Below are 17,079 nucleotides of genomic sequence, written 5' to 3'. Positions count from 1 at the left end.
AAAGGAGGAATCGATGTGAGAAAGTTACTTACAATTGCAGGCTCTGACAGCATTGGTGGAGCTGGCATAGAGGCAGATTTAAAGACGTTTTGCGCACTTGGCGTATACGGCATGTGCGTCATAACGGCAGTTACTGCGCAGAATACAGTAGGAGTTTTTGACGTGAGGGAGATGGATGCAGATATCATCAAAAAGCAGATTGACTGTGTATTTGAGGATACAGAAGTTGATGCTGTGAAAATAGGCATGGTGTCAAGTGGAGAAATCATTGACGCTATTGCATCATCACTTAAAATATGGAATCCAAAAAACGTCGTGTTAGACCCTGTCATGATATCAAAAAGCGGATATTACCTTCTAAAAGAAGACGCCATAGATGCATTGAAGACAAAACTTTTGCCTATGGCAGATATCATTACTCCAAATATACCGGAGGCATGTGAACTTACGGGAATGAATATTGAGGGAATTGAAGACATGAAAGAGGCTGCTAAAAAAATCATCGATATGGGTGTAAAAGCTGTCGTTGTAAAAGGTGGTCATTCTGTAGAAAATGCTACTGATGTATTTTACGATGGAAGTGAATTTTTACTTTTGCCGCAGGAGAGGATCGACACCAAAAATACACATGGGACAGGATGCACTTACTCATCTGCAATAGCTTCGTACCTTGGTAGAGGATTTAGCTTGAAAGATGCAGTAATAAACGCAAAAAGTTACATAACAGAGGCTATTAAAAATTCTCTTGAGATAGGTAAAGGTGTAGGACCTGTAGGACATTTAGTAGATCTTTATAAGAAAGCAGGTATTGACTATGAAGATTAAAAATTCGACGCTTTTTTTGATATGGGCAGGTGCGGCCATATCCATTGCAGAGGTTTTTACTGGTTCATACTTTGCACCATTAGGCTTAACTAAAGGAATTTTAAGCATATTGTTAGGTCATATAATTGGTACTCTGTTTTTTGCTTTAGGAGGGCTTATGTCCTTTAGAGTTAAGAAGCCTGCAATAGAGTCCACGAAAGGTGTATTGGGCGAGAGAGGCATGGTATTTATAGGGCTTTTAAATGTGCTTCAATTGGTTGGCTGGACGGCTGTAATGATAATACAGTCTGCAAAGGCTTTCAACGGTGCCATAGGCATGTCTACTGCTATTGGAATTTTTGTCGTTGGCATATCTGTTTTATTGTGGACATTATTCTTTGACAATGAAGCTTATTGGATAAACGATATTGCTGTTGTACTTTTATTTATATTGACTATATTTGTTGTATTGTATTTAAAAGGCGGGAAAATAGCGTCAGTAACGGGAGACATGAGTTTCAGCGGTGCTGTTGAGCTTGCCGTTGCTATGCCTGTATCATGGCTTCCGCTGGTAGGGGATTACACTATAAATGCTAAAGATGGGAAGTCCAGCTTTATATATACATTTGCAGGATATTTCATAGCAAGCTGCTTCATGTATTTTATAGGACTTTATGTGGCTTTAAAAACAGGCGGAAAGGATATAATCTCGTATTTTGCGTCAATAAAAACGGGAATTGTACCGCTTCTCATTATACTTTTGTCGACGGTTACTACGACTTTTATGGATGTGTATTCTGCTGCTATTTCAACCCTTTCTATTGTCAAAGCTAAATTAAGCAGAAAAAGTCTGCTTATTATATATTCCATTGTGGGGCTTATTGCCGCATATTTGTTCCCAATGGATAATTACCAAAACTTTTTATACGCCATAGGAAGTGTATTTATTCCAGCATATACGGTTGTATTTGAAGATTTCTTTTTGATGAAAAGCAAAAGCCATAGCTTCTTAAATGTGCCTGCCACGATTTCTTTTGCGGTGGGTACGATATTCTACAATTATCTTACATATTTTGGCACAAATCTATCAAAATGGTTTATAACGCCCACAATAGGTACGATTATTTTAACTGCTGTAATCTATCCAATTATGAAATCTTTAAATAAGAGAGAGGAGAAAATTTATGGTTGAAGAAGCAATAAAGGTTTTAGAAAGATTAAAAGAAGAAGTGCCGCTTGTCCACGCTATAACAAACTACGTCGTAATAAACGATAATGCCAATGCACTACTAAGTATAGGGGCATCTCCTGCAATGGTTATGTCACCGGACGAAGCGTACGATTTTACAGCAATTTCAAATGCTTTGTACGTAAATATAGGTACTATCAATAATGAAACTAAAGAGACAATAATCAATTCTGTAATATCAGCAAAAGACCACAAAAAACCAGTCGTCTTAGACCCTGTAGGATGTGCTGCTATAAAAAGCAGAGTTGACTTTGTAAACATGCTTTTGAAAATAAGCGATATAAGCATTATCAAAGGAAACGGCGGAGAAATAAAGGCTTTATCAGGTGAAAGTGCAAATGTGAAAGGTGTAGATTCTCTTGATGATACTGGAAATATTGAAGCTTGTGTAAAACTTGCAAAGTTAACAAATACGGTTGTCGTTGCAACAGGTAAAGAAGACTATATAAGCGATGGGAAAAGAGTAGTAAAAGTTAAAAATGGTACACATTTATTTGCAAAGATAACAGGTGCGGGCTGTACTTTAGGTGCAATAATGGCGGCTACGTCTGCATGCGGCGATGACAAAGTGATATCGTCATTGGCTGCCCTTCTTATTATGAATATAGCTGGAGAATTGGCGGAAAAAGAGTGCAATTTGCCTGGGACATTTAGGGCAAAATTTATAGACAATCTGTACCTTATAAACTCCGACATTATAAGGAAATACGCTGATATTGAAGTATTGGAGGCGTAAGCATGAAAGATTTTGATGTATCTCTTTATTTGGTCACTGACAGAAACCTTTTGAAGGCTGGTAGAGATTTTTACGATGCTGTAGAAGAATCATTGCAAAACGGTGTTACTATGCTACAGCTTAGGGAAAAGGATATTTCATCAAGAGAGTTTTACGAGATTGCTAAAAGATTAAAAGATATTGCAGGAAAATACAATGTTCCATTTATAATAAATGACAGAATTGATATAGCACTGTCTGTTGATGCAGATGGAGTTCACCTAGGTCAAGAAGATCTGCCATGCAGCATTGCAAGAAAGATCATGGGCGATAATAAGATAATCGGCATATCTGCTGGATGCGTAGATGAAGCCGTAGAGGCAGAAAGAGATGGTGCTGACTACATAGGAGCAGGTGCAGTATTCTACACAGGCACAAAGAAAGATATAGGTGAAGCAATAGGGCTTTTGAATTTAAAAAAAATAAAAGAAGCAGTAAAGATTCCTGTTGTCGCAATTGGAGGCATAAAATACAGCAATGCATTAGATGTAATGAGAACGGGCGTTGATGGAATCTCAGTTGTATCAGAGATCATGGCATCAGATGATATAGGTTTTGCCACAAGGCGCTTAAAAGATGCTATATCAAAGTAGTATGAAAAGCACATTCTTACAAATAGGATGTGCTTTTTGCATATACTATTTGAAATGTGCTAAGAATAAAAATAAACAAATTACTTAAAAAAAAGGAGTACGAAAATGTTTATTCCTAAGCGCATTATTTTTGAAAAAAATGCTATAGACTATGAAATTGGATACAACATATACCAATTTTTTAAAGACAGAAAAGAAGTTGAATTTATAGAGATGAAAGGAAATAGAATAAAAGGACATATACCAGGGGACAATTTACGAGAATATTATAAAGAAGGGAAAAATACTTTAGTTGTGGGCGTGAAGAAAAAGATAGATTTTCAATCTTGTAAACCATCAGCTAATTATCAGCTACCATTGCTATCTGGTTGTGTAGGTCAATGTCAATATTGTTATCTTAATACAAATTTAAGCGAGAGGCCTTACATAAAGGTCAATGTAAATATAGATGACATATTTATGTGGGCAAATGATTATATTGAAACAAGGAAACCTGAAAAGACAATTTTTGAAGGTTCGGCAACGTCAGATCCCGTGCCAGTAGAGCCGTATACAAACATTCTAAAATCTGCGATAGAATTTTTCAGCAAAAGCGAAAGTGGAAGATTTAGATTTGTCACGAAGTTTACAGACATAGATACACTTCTTGATATTGAACATAATGGACATACAGAAGTGAGATTTAGTTTAAATACTGAAAAAATCATAAATGAATATGAAAAAAGGACTCCATCATTAAATAAACGATTGGAAGCCAGCAGAAAAATAATTGAATCAGGCTATCCCATGGGTTTTTTGATAGCGCCTGTTTTTTTGTATGACAATTGGCAAAAAGATTATAAAGAACTATTATTTAAAATGAAGGAAAGTATACCTGAAAAAACTGCATATCCAATAACATTTGAAATTATCTCACACAGATACACAGCAAAAGCCAAAAGTACCATATCAGAGATTTTTCCTGAAAATACACTGCCTATGAATGATGAAGAAAGGGTTTGTAGATTCGGTCAATTTGGCTACAAAAAATTTATGTACAAAAATGATGAGATAAATGAAATGAAGGAATTTTTTATAAAGGAAATAGAGTCAATATTTGATGGCAATGTCATCAAATATATAATATGAGTCTAAATGTCATATAGGTTTGCAGCGGATCTTAAAAGGCTACTATATATAAAAAGCAATTAATCTGATATTATAAAAAACTTGATTTGAGAGTATTGATGATATATAGAGTTTATGGTACCATTGTAGTAGTCTTTTTCTAATTATGTAGCAGTCTTATTATAACCTATATAATTGATAGGGAGGCTTGTTTAATGAAAAAAATACATACGAGAGAACTGGTTTTTCTAGCATTGTTGATTAGCCTAAACATAGTTTTAAGTAGAATAGCTAGTATTAGAATAGCTGTTGGTGGTATTGAAGGTATAAGAATTGGCTTTGGCGCATTGCCGGTGATTCTTGCAGGGATAATGTTTGGATCTACAGCAGGAGGTATAGTAGGTGCTGTAGGTGATATAGTTGGGTATTACATTAATCCTTTAGGACCATACATGCCACATTTTACATTGACAGCAGCTCTCACAGGTATTATTCCTGCTTTGGTTTTAAAGCCGATAAAAGCTCCAATCCCTTCTATATGGCAATTGCTGATAGCAATTGGTGTAGGTCAGTTAATTTCATCAGTAATATTGGTGCCTTATTTTCTTCTGCTGTTATTTAAAATGCCTTTAGTGACTACTCTACCTCCAAAGGTTGTAGGAGAAATTATTAATGTTCCGATATATTCATTGTTTACGCAAGTATTGCTAAAAAGAATAAATATAGTTTATTTTAAAGACAACTAATAAAATCAAATCATTGTTTATAACTCTTTAGAGCTTTGAATAAATGATATTATTATGTTTACTATGAATGAATTGTAAGGAGAAGAATTATGGTTAATTATAGATTAAAAGCTTTAATTATGGATGTTGTTGAGAATCAATTGAAAATGGATGATCCGAAATGTACAAAAGCTACCCTGATGCGACTAAAAAATTTAGGTTATTCTGAACAAAAGTCAAAAGAAATGATAGGTTCGGTCTTGATTGAAGAGATATATTATATACTTAAGGAGAAAACTCATTTTAATGAGAAAAAATATTGCGAAAAATTATCTTTGTTGCCTGATTATTATTTCAAAAAGAAAGATTGATTTACTTTGTATTAGTTGATGTTTATAAGATTTTTACTTGTTTTACAACATTCATTTCAGATTTATATTAAATTGCAATTTAAATTTTTTGCAAAATAGTAAACTTAGATATTGACAAAAAACATATATAGATGTACTATTATAACTAAGATAAATATTATTACTTTAAATTGACAGAGCAAAGGCGCTCTAATTCATAGGTAACCTATGTATTAGGGCGTCTTCTTTTATTATTTTTAAAGGAGGAATAAATGTGAAGAAAAAGATATTTATTACATTGATGTTCTTATTGGCAGTTTTAATACCAAATATGGCTTTTGCAGCGACAGGCAAGATAGACACAGGTGATACAGCATTTATACTATTTTCATCAGCATTAGTCATGATCATGACACCGGGATTGGCATTTTTTTACGGCGGTATGGTTAATGGGAAAAATGTCATAAGCATAATGATGCAAAGTTTCACTATTATCGCACTTGTTTCTGTACAATGGGTATTATTTGGATTTTCATTATCCTTTAGTGGTGATACATACCACTTGATAGGAAATCTACATTGGGCTGGTCTTAACAATATTGGTCTTGGACCTGATGGTACTTATTCATCGACGATACCACTTTTGGCGTTTATGGTATATCAATTGATGTTTGCCATAATAACACCTGCTTTAATAACGGGTGCATTTGCGGAAAGAATGAGATTTTCAGCATTCATCGTATTTACGCTTATTTGGACTACATTAGTATATGATCCACTTGCACATTGGGTATGGGGAAATGGTGGATGGCTTAAAAACTTAGGTGCATTGGACTTTGCAGGTGGTACAGTCGTTCACATAAGCTCTGGCGTTTCAGGACTTGTAGCAGCTTTAATACTGGGCAAGAGAAAAAATACAAAGATGGTACCACATCACATGCCTATGGTTTTGATGGGAGCAGCATTCTTATGGTTCGGCTGGTTTGGATTTAATGCAGGAAGCGCTTTATCTGTAAATGGTCTGGCGGTTAATGCATTTGTCGTGACAAATACTGCTGCCGCTGCCGCCTCCATGGGATGGGTATTAACCGAATGGAAAGTAAGCGGTAAGCCTACACTACTTGGTGCTGTAAGTGGTGCTGTAGCAGGACTTGTAGCTATTACACCGGCAGCAGGATATGTGACAGCAGTTTCGGCAATTGCAATAGGAGTCATATCAGGTATAATATGCTTCACATCTGTCAATTACATCAAGCATAAATTTGGATATGATGATTCACTTGATGCGTTTGGTATACACGGCGTTGGCGGTACATGGGGTGCACTGGCTACAGGACTTTTTGCAACAAAAGCTATAAATCCTGCAGGTGCTAATGGTTTATTCTACGGCAATCCGAATCAATTGCTTATTCAGCTTACAGGAGTTGTTACAACTTACATCTTTGCAGGGCTTATGTCATTTATAATATTGAAATTTATAAGCTTATTTATGGAGCTTAGAGTTACTAAAGAAGAAGAGGAATTAGGACTTGATATAGTTGAACATGGTGAAGAAGCGTACAACATTGGCTTTAAAGCTTTTGACTTTAATCAATAATAAAATAAATAGTCATTCGATAAAAAAGCAAGGGTGCTTAAATCTTGGAGATCTAAGCACCTTCATTTTTTGAAAGGAGGTGATGACATAAATGAAAAAAATCCCGATCATCACACTATACACTATAAATACAATAATTTTTATTTTAGCTTTAGCGTTTATATTATACAGCATATCTATGCATAATACAATAATAATCTTTTCCAATAGCGTGCCAGCATTTATAATGGCTTTGCCAATTGTCTACCTTGTAATAATCTATTTTGTGAGAATTTATAATCTTTCAAAAATTATAAAAGACAAAAAGTTTTCAATCAGCAATTTTAAAAGAATATAAAAGTTAAATAATATGGAGGTGCTTTTCATGAAAAAGAAAATTGTAATAGGTATTGTATTGGCATTACTTTTGATAATGACAGTAGGGGTGGTATATGCTGCTGGTGGTGATCCAACAGGGGCTAATCTTGGCACTGCGAAGGACATTGCAAGTGCAGTTGCAGGTAAACCTACATTAGAAGAGGTAGCTACACAGGTTGCAAAGAATAAGCTTGGCATTAATTTTGTATGGGTAATGTTAACTGCATTTTTGATATTCTTCTTTCAGGCTGGGTTTGCACTTGTTGAAACTGGATTTACACAGGCTAAAAATGCAATGCACACTATGGCAATGAATCTTATGGTATTTTTAGTAGGTACTGTTGGATTTTTCTTGACAGGTTTTGCATTTATGATGGGCGGCTCTGGTTCATTTTCAAGCCTTGGTGGTACAGCACCTTTAAACCACGCACTAAGCATAGGAGGATGGAATTTACTGGGTTTAAACGGATTTTTCTTAACAAGTGGTGGAACGTATGATGTAGGTGTGTATGCGTTGTTCTTCTTTGAGATGGTATTTATGGATACGACGGTTACAATACCTACTGGTGCGATGGCAGAAAGAGTTAAATTTTTAGCGGTTGTCATTGGATCGTTTTTCGTTTCAATGGTTTATTATCCCATCTATGGTGGATGGGTCTGGGGAGGAGGATGGCTTTCACAGCTTGGAGCCAAACTCGGCCTGGGGAATGGTGTAATTGACTTTGCAGGATCTGGTGTCGTTCATGCAATGGGGGGCATGATGGCACTTGCAGGAGCGATGGTAATAGGACCAAGAATTGGGAAATTCAAGAAAGATGGTACGCCTGTGCCAATACCGGGTCATGACATACCAATGGCTATTCTCGGTACGATCATACTATTCTTTGGATGGTTTGCATTTAATGCAGGTTCCACACTTAATGGAACGGATCTAAGGTTGGCGGTTGTTGCAACAAATACCATGATCGCTGGGGCTGTAGGAGGACTTGTTGCAATGCTTTATATGTGGGTTAAATATGGAAAACCTGATCCGTCGATGATGTGTAATGGTGCTTTAGCCGGACTTGTGGCGATAACGGCACCATGTGCATTTGTAAATGGTATATCAGCTTTCATAATCGGTGCTGTGGCTGGCATTTTGGTCTGCGTATCTGTTGCCTTTGTTGAAAATAAACTTAAGATTGATGATCCGGTAGGAGCTTTTTCTGTACACGGTGTAAATGGCTTGTGGGGTATTTTAAGCGTCGGCATATTTGCAGATGGCACATATGGTGCAGGGCTCAACGGAGTACAAGGTGCTGTAACAGGAATACTTTATGGTAGTACAGGTCAACTTTGGGCACAGCTTATAGATATGGCGGTTATAGTCGTATATGGATTTGGATTAAGTTACTTGTTCTATAAAGCCCTTGATGCTATAATGGGTATAAGAGTCAAACCGGAAGACGAAATCGCAGGGCTTGATTTGCCGGAAATGGGCGTTTTAGCATATCCTGATTTCCAATTGACGCCTGTTGTGTACTCGGATGGTGTTCTTGAAAAAAATGTAAAAAGTCCACAAGTTTTAGATGATGCTGTACTAAGCAAGGGGGTAAAATAATGAAGAAAGTTGAATGCATAATAAGACCGGATGTCTTGGAAGATGTAAAGTCAGAGCTTAATAAGCTGAAAATACACGGAATGACGGTGTCGCAGGTTTTTGGATGTGGACATCAGAAAGGTAAAAAAGAGATTTACAGAGGTGCGGAAATTGAGATAAGCCTTCTTCCAAAAGTTAAGATTGAGATTGTGACAGATGATGGAAGCGTCGAAAACATCGTAGATGCTGTTACAAAAGTGGCAAGAACAGGCAATGTAGGTGATGGAAAGATATTTATATACGACATACAAGACGCCATAAGGATAAGAACCGGTGAGCGCGGAGAAAAAGCAATATAAAGATTTAGTGAAATTACCAAGGCTTCTACATAAGAGAATGTGTAGAAGCCTTTTAGATATTAACAAAAACTTGACATCTTCTATTAAATTTTTAAAAGTTTTGCCGATAAAAAAGTAAAATAAAGAGGTTGGAGGTGAAAATATGGCAGGCTATATTGATACAAGTTATATGTATATGATGTACCCTTATTACAGTGATTACAGCTATCTTTTTAATATGAGCAATTCATTGACTTCATTATCAAATATTTCTTCTGACAATATATCTCAAATTGCACAGCAAGCATTGTATACAGATATGTATAACCAACAATTGCCAATGCAAACGACAAATGCCCTTGTCATGCTGAATAGTTACGCAAATAATTTAGCTGAGGCAGCGTCACAGTTGCAACTTACATCGCCTGATAATGTTTTTAATCAGATGGTTGCTACATCCAGTGATCCAAATTCCATAAGTGTATCAGTTCAGCCAGGTGCAACTGCTTCTACCTATAATGTTACTGTAAATCAGCTTGCCATAGCGCAACAAAACAATGGTACGAGTTTATCAAGCAATAGCGTCACAAGCCTTACACCTGGAACATACAGCTTTACAGCACAAGTAGGTGGGCAACAATATAATATATCTTTTAATGTCAATCAAGGAGACACTAATCAAACTGTCTTAGATAATATGGCTCAAGCAATTAACTCTGCAAATATAGGGGTTACAGCCATTGTAAATAACAATCCATATCTTGGTACAAGTCAGTTAGAAATAAATGCAAATAATACTGGAACAAATAATGCATTCACATTTACAGATGTCAACGGCAATGCAGTTTCATATACTGGCGCAAATACAGTAACAGTAGAAGCAACAAATGCAAATTATACTATCAATGGAGTAAGTGGTACATCTCAAACAAACACCGTCAATGTTGACAATAACAACTTAACCATGACATTTAATAAGACTGTAAGCAATGCTACAGTAACAGTGGCGCCTGATACGCAATCCATAAGCGACAGCATAAATAATTTTGTCAATAACTACAACGAGATGTTAACATATGTGAATCAGAACCAGCAATATATCAGCCCTCTTGTTGCTTCAGAGCTTACTCAAAATTATGAATATCAGGCATCAAATTTACAAGCTATTGGAATTACTCAAAATCCAGATATGACTCTCTCGGTAGATCAAAATGCTTTAAATAATGCAATACAGAACAATTTTAGCACTGTTCAAGCAGCCTTTGCTGGATTTGATGGATTAGCTGTAAATGTAGGTCAATTTGCTGGGCAAATAGCTGAAAGCCCTCTTACAGACTATGCAAATGAAACAATGTCTTTAGTCAATAACAATATGGGAATTTATGATTCAACTGGAATGCTTGATGCGTCATTAATACAGACAATGCTGATGCCATCTGGTCAATTCATAAATTCACTAATTTAACAAAGAATTAAAGAAATCTCCCATCTTTTATGGTGGGAGTTTTTTTACATAGCAAATGCTTTGGCAAGGTAAGTATCACCAAGAATTTTCACATTTTTACCCTTTCTACATATACTACAAACAGATGAAATTCAATATCAATCAATATGGCTACCCTTATTATTATTTCGAAAGGAGCTGATACGATGTGCGGAATAGCAGGATGGGTAAGCTTTGATGAAGAAGTGATAAATAGGAAAAACATAGTAGTTGCAATGGGAGAAAGACTTAGGAATAGAGGACCTGATAGCTGGGGTACATGGTTTTCGACCCATTGTGGTTTTGCACAGACAAGGCTTATAGTAATTGACCCTGAGGGCGGTGAACAGCCAATGATTAAAGAGTTTGGCGAGAGAAAGTACGTGATAATATACAATGGCGAATTGTACAATACGGAGGAAATAAGGGATGAGCTTAGGTCGTTAGGTTACAAATTCAATGGTCATTCAGATACAGAAGTTTTGTTGACTTCATACATCGAATGGGGAAGTGATTGTGTCCACAAGTTAAATGGCATATATGCATTTGCGGTATGGGATGATTATGAGAATAAGCTTTTTCTTTCAAGGGATAGGATAGGTGTTAAACCTCTTTTTTATACTTATAAGAATGGTTCTCTCATTTTCGGCTCGGAAATCAAAGCGATTTTAGCACATCCATACGTTCAGGCCGCAGTGGATGAAGAAGGACTTGCAGAGATTTTTGTCATGGGTCCTACCAGGACGCCGGGGATTGGCATTTTTCGTGACATATATGAGTTAAAGCCGGGCCATTCTCTTACGTTTAACAAAGGCGGAATAAAAATTGAGAGATATTGGTCATTGGTAAGTAAAGACCATGAAGATGACCTTAAAATTACGATGGAAAAAATTCGGTATCTTTTAGATGATGCCTCAAAGCGTCAGCTTGTTTCAGATGTGCCGCTGTGCTCGTTGCTTTCTGGTGGATTAGACTCTACTGCGGTTTCTGCCTTTGCCAATGAAAAGTTAAAGAAATTAGGCAGCAAGCTTATAACATATTCGGTAGATTACATTGGAAACGATAAATACTTTAAACCAAATCAATTTCAGCCAAATAGCGATTCAGATTTAGTTGAAGCTGTTTCAAAAGAAATAGATACGGCTCATAATTATGTCTATGTAGATAATGAAGAACTGGCAGATGCCCTATTACCTGCTCTTTATGCCCGCGATTTGCCGGGAATGGCTGATGTTGATTCGTCTTTGTACTTATTTTTGAGAGAAGTCAAAAAGGATGTAAAAGTTGCACTGTCAGGTGAAGGTGCTGATGAGGTGTTTGGAGGCTATCCATGGTTCAGAAATAAAGATGCCATCGAGTCAGGCACTTTTCCATGGATAAGAATGGTTGAAAAAAGAATGAATCTTTTATCTAAAGATGTTGTAAAAAAGATCCGTCCAACAGAGTACTTAAACGATCGGTACAATGAAGCATTAATGGAAGTACCTAAGCTTTCAGGAGAAGATAAAGCATCTTCTCGTATGAGAGAGATATTTTATCTAAACCAGACGAGATTTCTTTCCATGCTTCTGGATAGGATGGATAGGATGAGCATGGCGTCAGGTCTTGAAGTCAGGGTGCCGTTTTTGGATCATAGGATAGTGGAGTATGTCTGGAATATTCCGTGGGATATGAAAAATCTCCACAACAGAGAGAAAGGCCTTTTGAGAGAATCGTTAAGAGGATATATACCTGATATAGTAGTAGAAAGGAAAAAAAGTCCATATCCTAAGACACATAATCCAGTTTTTAAAGAGAAGGTAAAAAGTTGGCTTCAAAGGATTATTGACGATCCGTCTTCACCGATTTTACAATTAGTCAACAAAAATGAAGTTCAAAATCTCATAGATACTGATGCGAAAGATTACGACCCAGCATGGTTTTCTCAACTTATGGGTGGTCCTCAGTTATATGCATACCTTATACAAGTAAATGAATGGCTTTTAAAGTACAAGATAAGAATTTTATAGATGATCTATAAAAATATCTTGACAAATAAAGCGAAAGACAAGTATAATGTATACAGACAACCCTACTACAGTAGGGGGGTATAATAAAATATTGATAGACTAAAGGAGGAAATGATATGAGGTATGCATATGTAGATCAAGAAATATGCGATAGATCACCGTTTTGCCCAGCAAGCCACAGTTGCAAATTTGGCGCATTTAAGTTAACAAGAAAGGGCTTGTTTCAAGTTGAGGTAAATGTAGATAAAGAAAAATGCACTGGATGCGGCGTTTGTACCAGGTATTGTCCACACGGTGCCATAAAATTAGTAAATGCGTAGTGTATTAGAAAGGGTATGTACGAAAGGTATATACCTGTATTTTTTTTGTCTATTTTCTTTTTATTAATAGTAAATATATGGTATAATTGTAATAGATAATTTATGGGAGGATGTGAAATGTCAGACTTTAGCAAAGATTTTTTGTTTGGCGTGGCTACGGCTTCGCATCAAGTTGAAGGTGCTTACAACGAGGATGGCAGGACTATGTCTATTATCTAAAGGCAGGTATCAACAAGATATGGTGGAGTATTTTGGTAAATTTGCAAAAGTCGATTATGGCAGAGCATCAAACCTGCCATTTTTCTTATATTTTATTGACTATTGCCTTCTTCAATATTATAATTTATTAGTGATGTAATATATTGGTTATTATTTTTTATTTGCATTTGGAGCGAATCATTCTTACAAGTCTTAAATATAATTTATTATGGGTGAAAAAGATTTTGGGGGAAGTAATGTGAATGAAAAAAGTATATTGATCGTTGATGATGATAAGCTAAGCAGGACTATTTTAAAAAACATTTTAGGCAGTGCCGGGTATAAAATTTACGAGTCACAAGATGGTGATGAGGCTTTAAAGTTGTATAGACGTATTTTGCCGGATATGGTCATACTTGATGTAGTCATGCCTGGTCTTAGTGGATTTGACTTACTTAGAATATTGAGGGATGAAGAAGAAAATCAATTGGTGCCTGTCATACTTTTGACATCCAGTGACAATTATGAAGAGAAACTGCACGGGTTGGAGTTAGGCGCTGATGCCTACATAACAAAGCCATTCAATGAAAAAGAACTTCTTGCACAAGTGAAAAATCTGTTTCAGAGGATCGAGCACAATAGAATGGCCAATCCACTTACAGGACTTAGAGGCAATATTGACATAAAGTATGAGATAAGAAGGCGCATAAAAAATGGGCTCTTGTACGCCGTTTTGTACATAGACTTGGATAATTTTAAGTCATTTAATGATTACTACGGATTTTCACGTGGCGATAAAATAATAAGGCAGACAGCCAGGATTTTGAAAGATGCCCTTTTTAAATGTGGAAATCCCAACGATTTTTTAGGGCATATAGGCGGAGATGACTTTATAATAATAACTACTCCAGATAAAATCGATGATATATGCAATTATATAATAAATACCTTTGATGAGGATATAAAGAGGTATTACGATGATGAGGATTTGGCCAATGGCTATATAGAAGTCATAAATAGGCGAGGAGAAATACAGAGATTTCCATTCGTTTCAATATCTATAGCTGTTGTGACGAACGAAAACAGGAATTTTGATAATGAGCTGCAGATAAGTGCAGTAGCTGCAGAGATTAAGAGGAAGCTTAAGTCTATGGAAGGAAGTAAATACTTAAAAGATAGAAGGAAATGTTAGGCATACGGTAGGTATGCTGATTTTTTTTAGGAGGTTTTATTTTTGAAAAATCCTTATGTACCTGACAAAAAAGTACGGTGTGTCGTCGTCGATGGAAGGCATTGTGATGTAGCTAATTCATTGAAAAAGATAGGAATAGAAGTCGTAATGACAGAAAGACATAGTTCTCTCTACGAAGCCATATCATATCATCCAGATATAATAATGCATAATGTAGGTGACGGTCAGGTAGTTTTAGCACCTGATATTAATGGAAACTTTGTTAAAAAAATCAAAGACTTAAATTTGGAAGTAATATTTGGCAAGACTGTACTAAGTAGAAACTATCCTGGCAATATAGCATATAATGTAGCAAGATTAGGCGATTATGCTTTTCACAATTTAAAGTATACCGATCCCGTGTTAAGGGAAGTATTAGAGAACAAAGGAGTAAAATTTATACACGTTAAGCAAGGATATACCAAGTGCAATATAGCAATTGTGGACAATATAAGTTTCATAACATCAGACACAGGTATTTATAAGACGGCTTCTAAAGAAGGGTTTGACTGCCTTTTGATTGAACAAGGCTGTATAAAGCTTGATGGATTTGATTATGGATTTATAGGAGGAGCGTCTGGACTTATAGATAAAGATGTTTTTTGCGTTGCTGGAGATTTAAGATATCACAACGAATACAAGAAAATAATTGATTTTTTGAAATATAAAAACAAAGAAATAATTTTTTTGTCATCTGGTGAAGTAAAAGACATAGGTTCCATTATTCCACTCTACTGATGATGCAAAGAAAAGACTTAAAAGCACATACTACTAACGAAGGGAGTGAGAAAAATGCAGCTTTTGTCTATCGGTATCCCAAATGCTTTATTAAGTGGCAGTGTTTTTAACAATGAATTAGAATATATGAAAAATAAAGGGTTAGATTTTACTGTAAATTTAGATAATCGTGGTAACATTACTTTTTTTAATATAGACGTAGAGGACAGAGTTTCGAGTAAAAATATAGCTAAAATAAAAGAGCATGTATCTGATATGATTTCTGATGTAATAGTCAATCAGATCGACAAGAAGTTGATAAAAAGGATTATAGATAAATACTATTACTATTTTGATTCTGATGAGAAGCGAAAGATTGAAAACATAGCGAGAGGTATTTTAGATAACGATGTAAATAGAGAGACATTCAAATTAGTTAAGAAAGAAAGAATTTTTGAGGAAATAGAGGATTTCTTAAAGGACAATGAGACTATTGACATAGAAGGGTTTGTCAATTTCAGGTTAAGGGATTTTATTGGCGAGTTAAGTGAGGTAGTGGATAGAGCGGTTGACGAATACATGATGCAAAAGGAATACGATGAATTTATCGGGCTATTAAAGTATTTTGTAGAACTTCAGGACTCCAAAATAGATGTTCTTAACATCCTCGTTGATAAAAGCGGAAAATTTTTATTTTACGATAAAGAAAAAAAACCTATAACAGGAAAATTTTTAAGCGATATAACAATTGAATTTACAGGAGGAGAATTGACAGATGATGATATGCTTATAAGCACACTCATTGCAATGGCGCCTTCTAAGATATATATACATTCGTTGGAAAATATAAAAAGTAAAGATGTATTTGATACTGTTGAAAAAATATTTTCAAACAAAGTGTTTATATGCAATGGTTGCAGCTTATGTACGATAAATGAGGCAAGGAAATAATGCCCAGCTTAGGCTGGGTTTTATTATTGAGTAAAATCTGTTATTATATATGTAGCTTATTTTGTTGAGGTGATCTAATGCATTTTTTTCTACAAATGATGTTTTTAGGCGTTGTGGGTGCTGCTATTGGATGGATAACAAATTACATTGCTGTCGTCATGCTTTTTAGACCGATAAAGCCTGTAAAAATTTTTGGCATTTCTATTCAAGGGCTTATACCAAGAAGGAGAGATGAGATAGCGTCATCAATAGGAAAAGTAGTGGAAGACGAACTTGTATCGATGGACGACATATTGGATAAGCTTTTGAATACGGACAATCGCAATTATATAATAAAGAAGATATTAGACGACGTTGATTCTACAGTTGAGAAGAATATTCCTTCATTTATACCGAAATCATTAAAATCGATGATAGTAAATTATGTAGTTGGGATTGTAAGCAAAGAAGCAGAGAAGTTTTTGGATGAATCTGCAGCTACGATGCTAAACGATATGTCAGAAAAGATTGGCATAGCAGAAATAGTTGAGGAGAAGATAAAACTTTTTGAGCTTGAAAAGCTGGAGAAGATTATACTGGATGTTTCTAATAAAGAATTAAAGATGATTGTAATTTTAGGCGGGGTTTTAGGTTTTGTAATCGGCATTTTACAGGCATTTGTGGTAAGGCTTCTGTAGAATATTGACAAGTCAGTAT

Annotated in this window: 17 protein-coding genes and 1 pseudogene; all 18 read left to right on the top strand. The window is 35.6% G+C overall.

Going from position 1 to position 17,079, the window contains the following annotated elements; translation table 11 throughout:
* Window positions 1–15: 15 nt before the first annotated feature.
* The 18 genes and pseudogenes from thiD to HNR52_RS00505 all read left to right on the top strand — a co-directional run bounded on the left by thiD (window position 16) and on the right by HNR52_RS00505 (window position 17,060).
* Window positions 16–825 (top strand): bifunctional hydroxymethylpyrimidine kinase/phosphomethylpyrimidine kinase, encoded by an 810-nt coding sequence (thiD, locus tag HNR52_RS00590; RefSeq protein WP_013787778.1) that lies wholly within the window; start codon window positions 16–18, stop codon window positions 823–825.
* A complete protein-coding gene (cytX, locus tag HNR52_RS00585; protein WP_013787779.1) occupies window positions 815–1,996 on the top strand; it encodes a putative hydroxymethylpyrimidine transporter CytX in 1,182 nt (393 codons plus the stop codon). The genes thiD and cytX overlap by 11 nt, the downstream gene beginning before the upstream one ends.
* Window positions 1,989–2,789 (top strand): hydroxyethylthiazole kinase, encoded by an 801-nt coding sequence (thiM, locus tag HNR52_RS00580; protein WP_435619395.1) that lies wholly within the window; start codon window positions 1,989–1,991, stop codon window positions 2,787–2,789. Before cytX ends, thiM begins: the two co-directional genes overlap by 8 nt.
* Before the next feature lie 2 nt (window positions 2,790–2,791).
* Window positions 2,792–3,421: a thiamine phosphate synthase gene (thiE, locus tag HNR52_RS00575; RefSeq protein WP_435619394.1), complete on the top strand. Its 630-nt coding sequence runs from the start codon at window positions 2,792–2,794 to the stop codon at window positions 3,419–3,421.
* Window positions 3,422–3,526: 105 nt separating this feature from the next.
* The gene (splB, locus tag HNR52_RS00570) at window positions 3,527–4,549 is read left to right on the top strand and encodes a spore photoproduct lyase (RefSeq protein ID WP_435619393.1); all 1,023 of its coding nucleotides are present in this window, start codon (window positions 3,527–3,529) and stop codon (window positions 4,547–4,549) included.
* Between the two features lie 194 nt (window positions 4,550–4,743).
* Entirely contained in the window at window positions 4,744–5,274 is a 531-nt protein-coding gene (locus HNR52_RS00565) for a folate family ECF transporter S component (protein ID WP_013787783.1), read from the top strand.
* Window positions 5,275–5,363: 89 nt separating this feature from the next.
* Window positions 5,364–5,624: a hypothetical protein gene (locus HNR52_RS00560; protein ID WP_013787784.1), complete on the top strand. Its 261-nt coding sequence runs from the start codon at window positions 5,364–5,366 to the stop codon at window positions 5,622–5,624.
* A 253-nt stretch (window positions 5,625–5,877) separates the two neighbouring features.
* Window positions 5,878–7,200: an ammonium transporter gene (locus tag HNR52_RS00555; RefSeq protein ID WP_013787785.1), complete on the top strand. Its 1,323-nt coding sequence runs from the start codon at window positions 5,878–5,880 to the stop codon at window positions 7,198–7,200.
* 364 nt (window positions 7,201–7,564) lie between these two features.
* On the top strand, window positions 7,565–9,157 hold the full coding sequence (locus HNR52_RS00550; protein WP_435619392.1) for an ammonium transporter: 1,593 nt from the start codon (window positions 7,565–7,567) through the stop codon (window positions 9,155–9,157).
* On the top strand, window positions 9,157–9,495 hold the full coding sequence (locus tag HNR52_RS00545) for a P-II family nitrogen regulator (RefSeq protein ID WP_013787788.1): 339 nt from the start codon (window positions 9,157–9,159) through the stop codon (window positions 9,493–9,495). Before HNR52_RS00550 ends, HNR52_RS00545 begins: the two co-directional genes overlap by 1 nt.
* A 142-nt stretch (window positions 9,496–9,637) precedes the next feature.
* Window positions 9,638–10,939 (top strand): flagellar filament capping protein FliD, encoded by a 1,302-nt coding sequence (gene fliD / locus HNR52_RS00540; protein WP_435619391.1) that lies wholly within the window; start codon window positions 9,638–9,640, stop codon window positions 10,937–10,939.
* A gap of 185 nt (window positions 10,940–11,124) precedes the next feature.
* Complete coding sequence (gene asnB, locus HNR52_RS00535) at window positions 11,125–12,966, top strand: asparagine synthase (glutamine-hydrolyzing) (RefSeq protein WP_435619390.1); 1,842 nt, start codon at window positions 11,125–11,127, stop codon at window positions 12,964–12,966.
* Window positions 12,967–13,082: 116 nt separating this feature from the next.
* Entirely contained in the window at window positions 13,083–13,286 is a 204-nt protein-coding gene (locus HNR52_RS00530) for a 4Fe-4S binding protein (protein ID WP_435619389.1), read from the top strand.
* Between the two features lie 117 nt (window positions 13,287–13,403).
* Window positions 13,404–13,499: pseudogene (locus HNR52_RS00525) on the top strand (family 1 glycosylhydrolase); the annotation flags it as partial.
* Window positions 13,500–13,713: 214 nt separating this feature from the next.
* A complete protein-coding gene (locus HNR52_RS00520; RefSeq protein ID WP_049781446.1) occupies window positions 13,714–14,676 on the top strand; it encodes a GGDEF domain-containing response regulator in 963 nt (320 codons plus the stop codon).
* A gap of 42 nt (window positions 14,677–14,718) precedes the next feature.
* Window positions 14,719–15,453 (top strand): DUF6873 family GME fold protein, encoded by a 735-nt coding sequence (locus tag HNR52_RS00515; RefSeq protein ID WP_435619388.1) that lies wholly within the window; start codon window positions 14,719–14,721, stop codon window positions 15,451–15,453.
* 54 nt (window positions 15,454–15,507) lie between these two features.
* Complete coding sequence (ytxC, locus tag HNR52_RS00510) at window positions 15,508–16,383, top strand: putative sporulation protein YtxC (protein ID WP_013787795.1); 876 nt, start codon at window positions 15,508–15,510, stop codon at window positions 16,381–16,383.
* Between the two features lie 77 nt (window positions 16,384–16,460).
* Window positions 16,461–17,060 (top strand): DUF445 domain-containing protein, encoded by a 600-nt coding sequence (locus tag HNR52_RS00505; protein WP_013787796.1) that lies wholly within the window; start codon window positions 16,461–16,463, stop codon window positions 17,058–17,060.
* Window positions 17,061–17,079: the final 19 nt, after the last annotated feature.

It is taken from the genome of Thermoanaerobacterium thermosulfurigenes (assembly GCF_051201035.1).
Lineage (GTDB): Bacteria > Bacillota > Thermoanaerobacteria > Thermoanaerobacterales > Thermoanaerobacteraceae > Thermoanaerobacterium > Thermoanaerobacterium thermosulfurigenes.
The sequence above is the reverse complement of the archived record's forward strand: the minus strand, read 5'-3'. Positions and strand labels throughout refer to the sequence as shown.

Bases quoted from the DNA above. Each gene is read 5' to 3' on its own strand.
- thiM (WP_435619395.1), top strand. From the start codon at position 1,989: ATGGTTGAAGAAGCAATAAAGGTTTTAGAAAGATTAAAAGAAGAAGTG.
- HNR52_RS00560 (WP_013787784.1), top strand. From the start codon at position 5,364: ATGGTTAATTATAGATTAAAAGCTTTAATTATGGATGTTGTTGAGAAT.
- thiE (WP_435619394.1), top strand. From the start codon at position 2,792: ATGAAAGATTTTGATGTATCTCTTTATTTGGTCACTGACAGAAACCTT.
- cytX (WP_013787779.1), top strand. From the start codon at position 815: ATGAAGATTAAAAATTCGACGCTTTTTTTGATATGGGCAGGTGCGGCC.
- HNR52_RS00565 (WP_013787783.1), top strand. From the start codon at position 4,744: ATGAAAAAAATACATACGAGAGAACTGGTTTTTCTAGCATTGTTGATT.
- HNR52_RS00505 (WP_013787796.1), top strand. From the start codon at position 16,461: ATGCATTTTTTTCTACAAATGATGTTTTTAGGCGTTGTGGGTGCTGCT.
- asnB (WP_435619390.1), top strand. From the start codon at position 11,125: ATGTGCGGAATAGCAGGATGGGTAAGCTTTGATGAAGAAGTGATAAAT.
- HNR52_RS00530 (WP_435619389.1), top strand. From the start codon at position 13,083: ATGAGGTATGCATATGTAGATCAAGAAATATGCGATAGATCACCGTTT.
- ytxC (WP_013787795.1), top strand. From the start codon at position 15,508: ATGCAGCTTTTGTCTATCGGTATCCCAAATGCTTTATTAAGTGGCAGT.
- HNR52_RS00545 (WP_013787788.1), top strand. From the start codon at position 9,157: ATGAAGAAAGTTGAATGCATAATAAGACCGGATGTCTTGGAAGATGTA.
- splB (WP_435619393.1), top strand. From the start codon at position 3,527: ATGTTTATTCCTAAGCGCATTATTTTTGAAAAAAATGCTATAGACTAT.
- fliD (WP_435619391.1), top strand. From the start codon at position 9,638: ATGGCAGGCTATATTGATACAAGTTATATGTATATGATGTACCCTTAT.
- HNR52_RS00520 (WP_049781446.1), top strand. From the start codon at position 13,714: ATGGGTGAAAAAGATTTTGGGGGAAGTAATGTGAATGAAAAAAGTATA.
- HNR52_RS00550 (WP_435619392.1), top strand. From the start codon at position 7,565: ATGAAAAAGAAAATTGTAATAGGTATTGTATTGGCATTACTTTTGATA.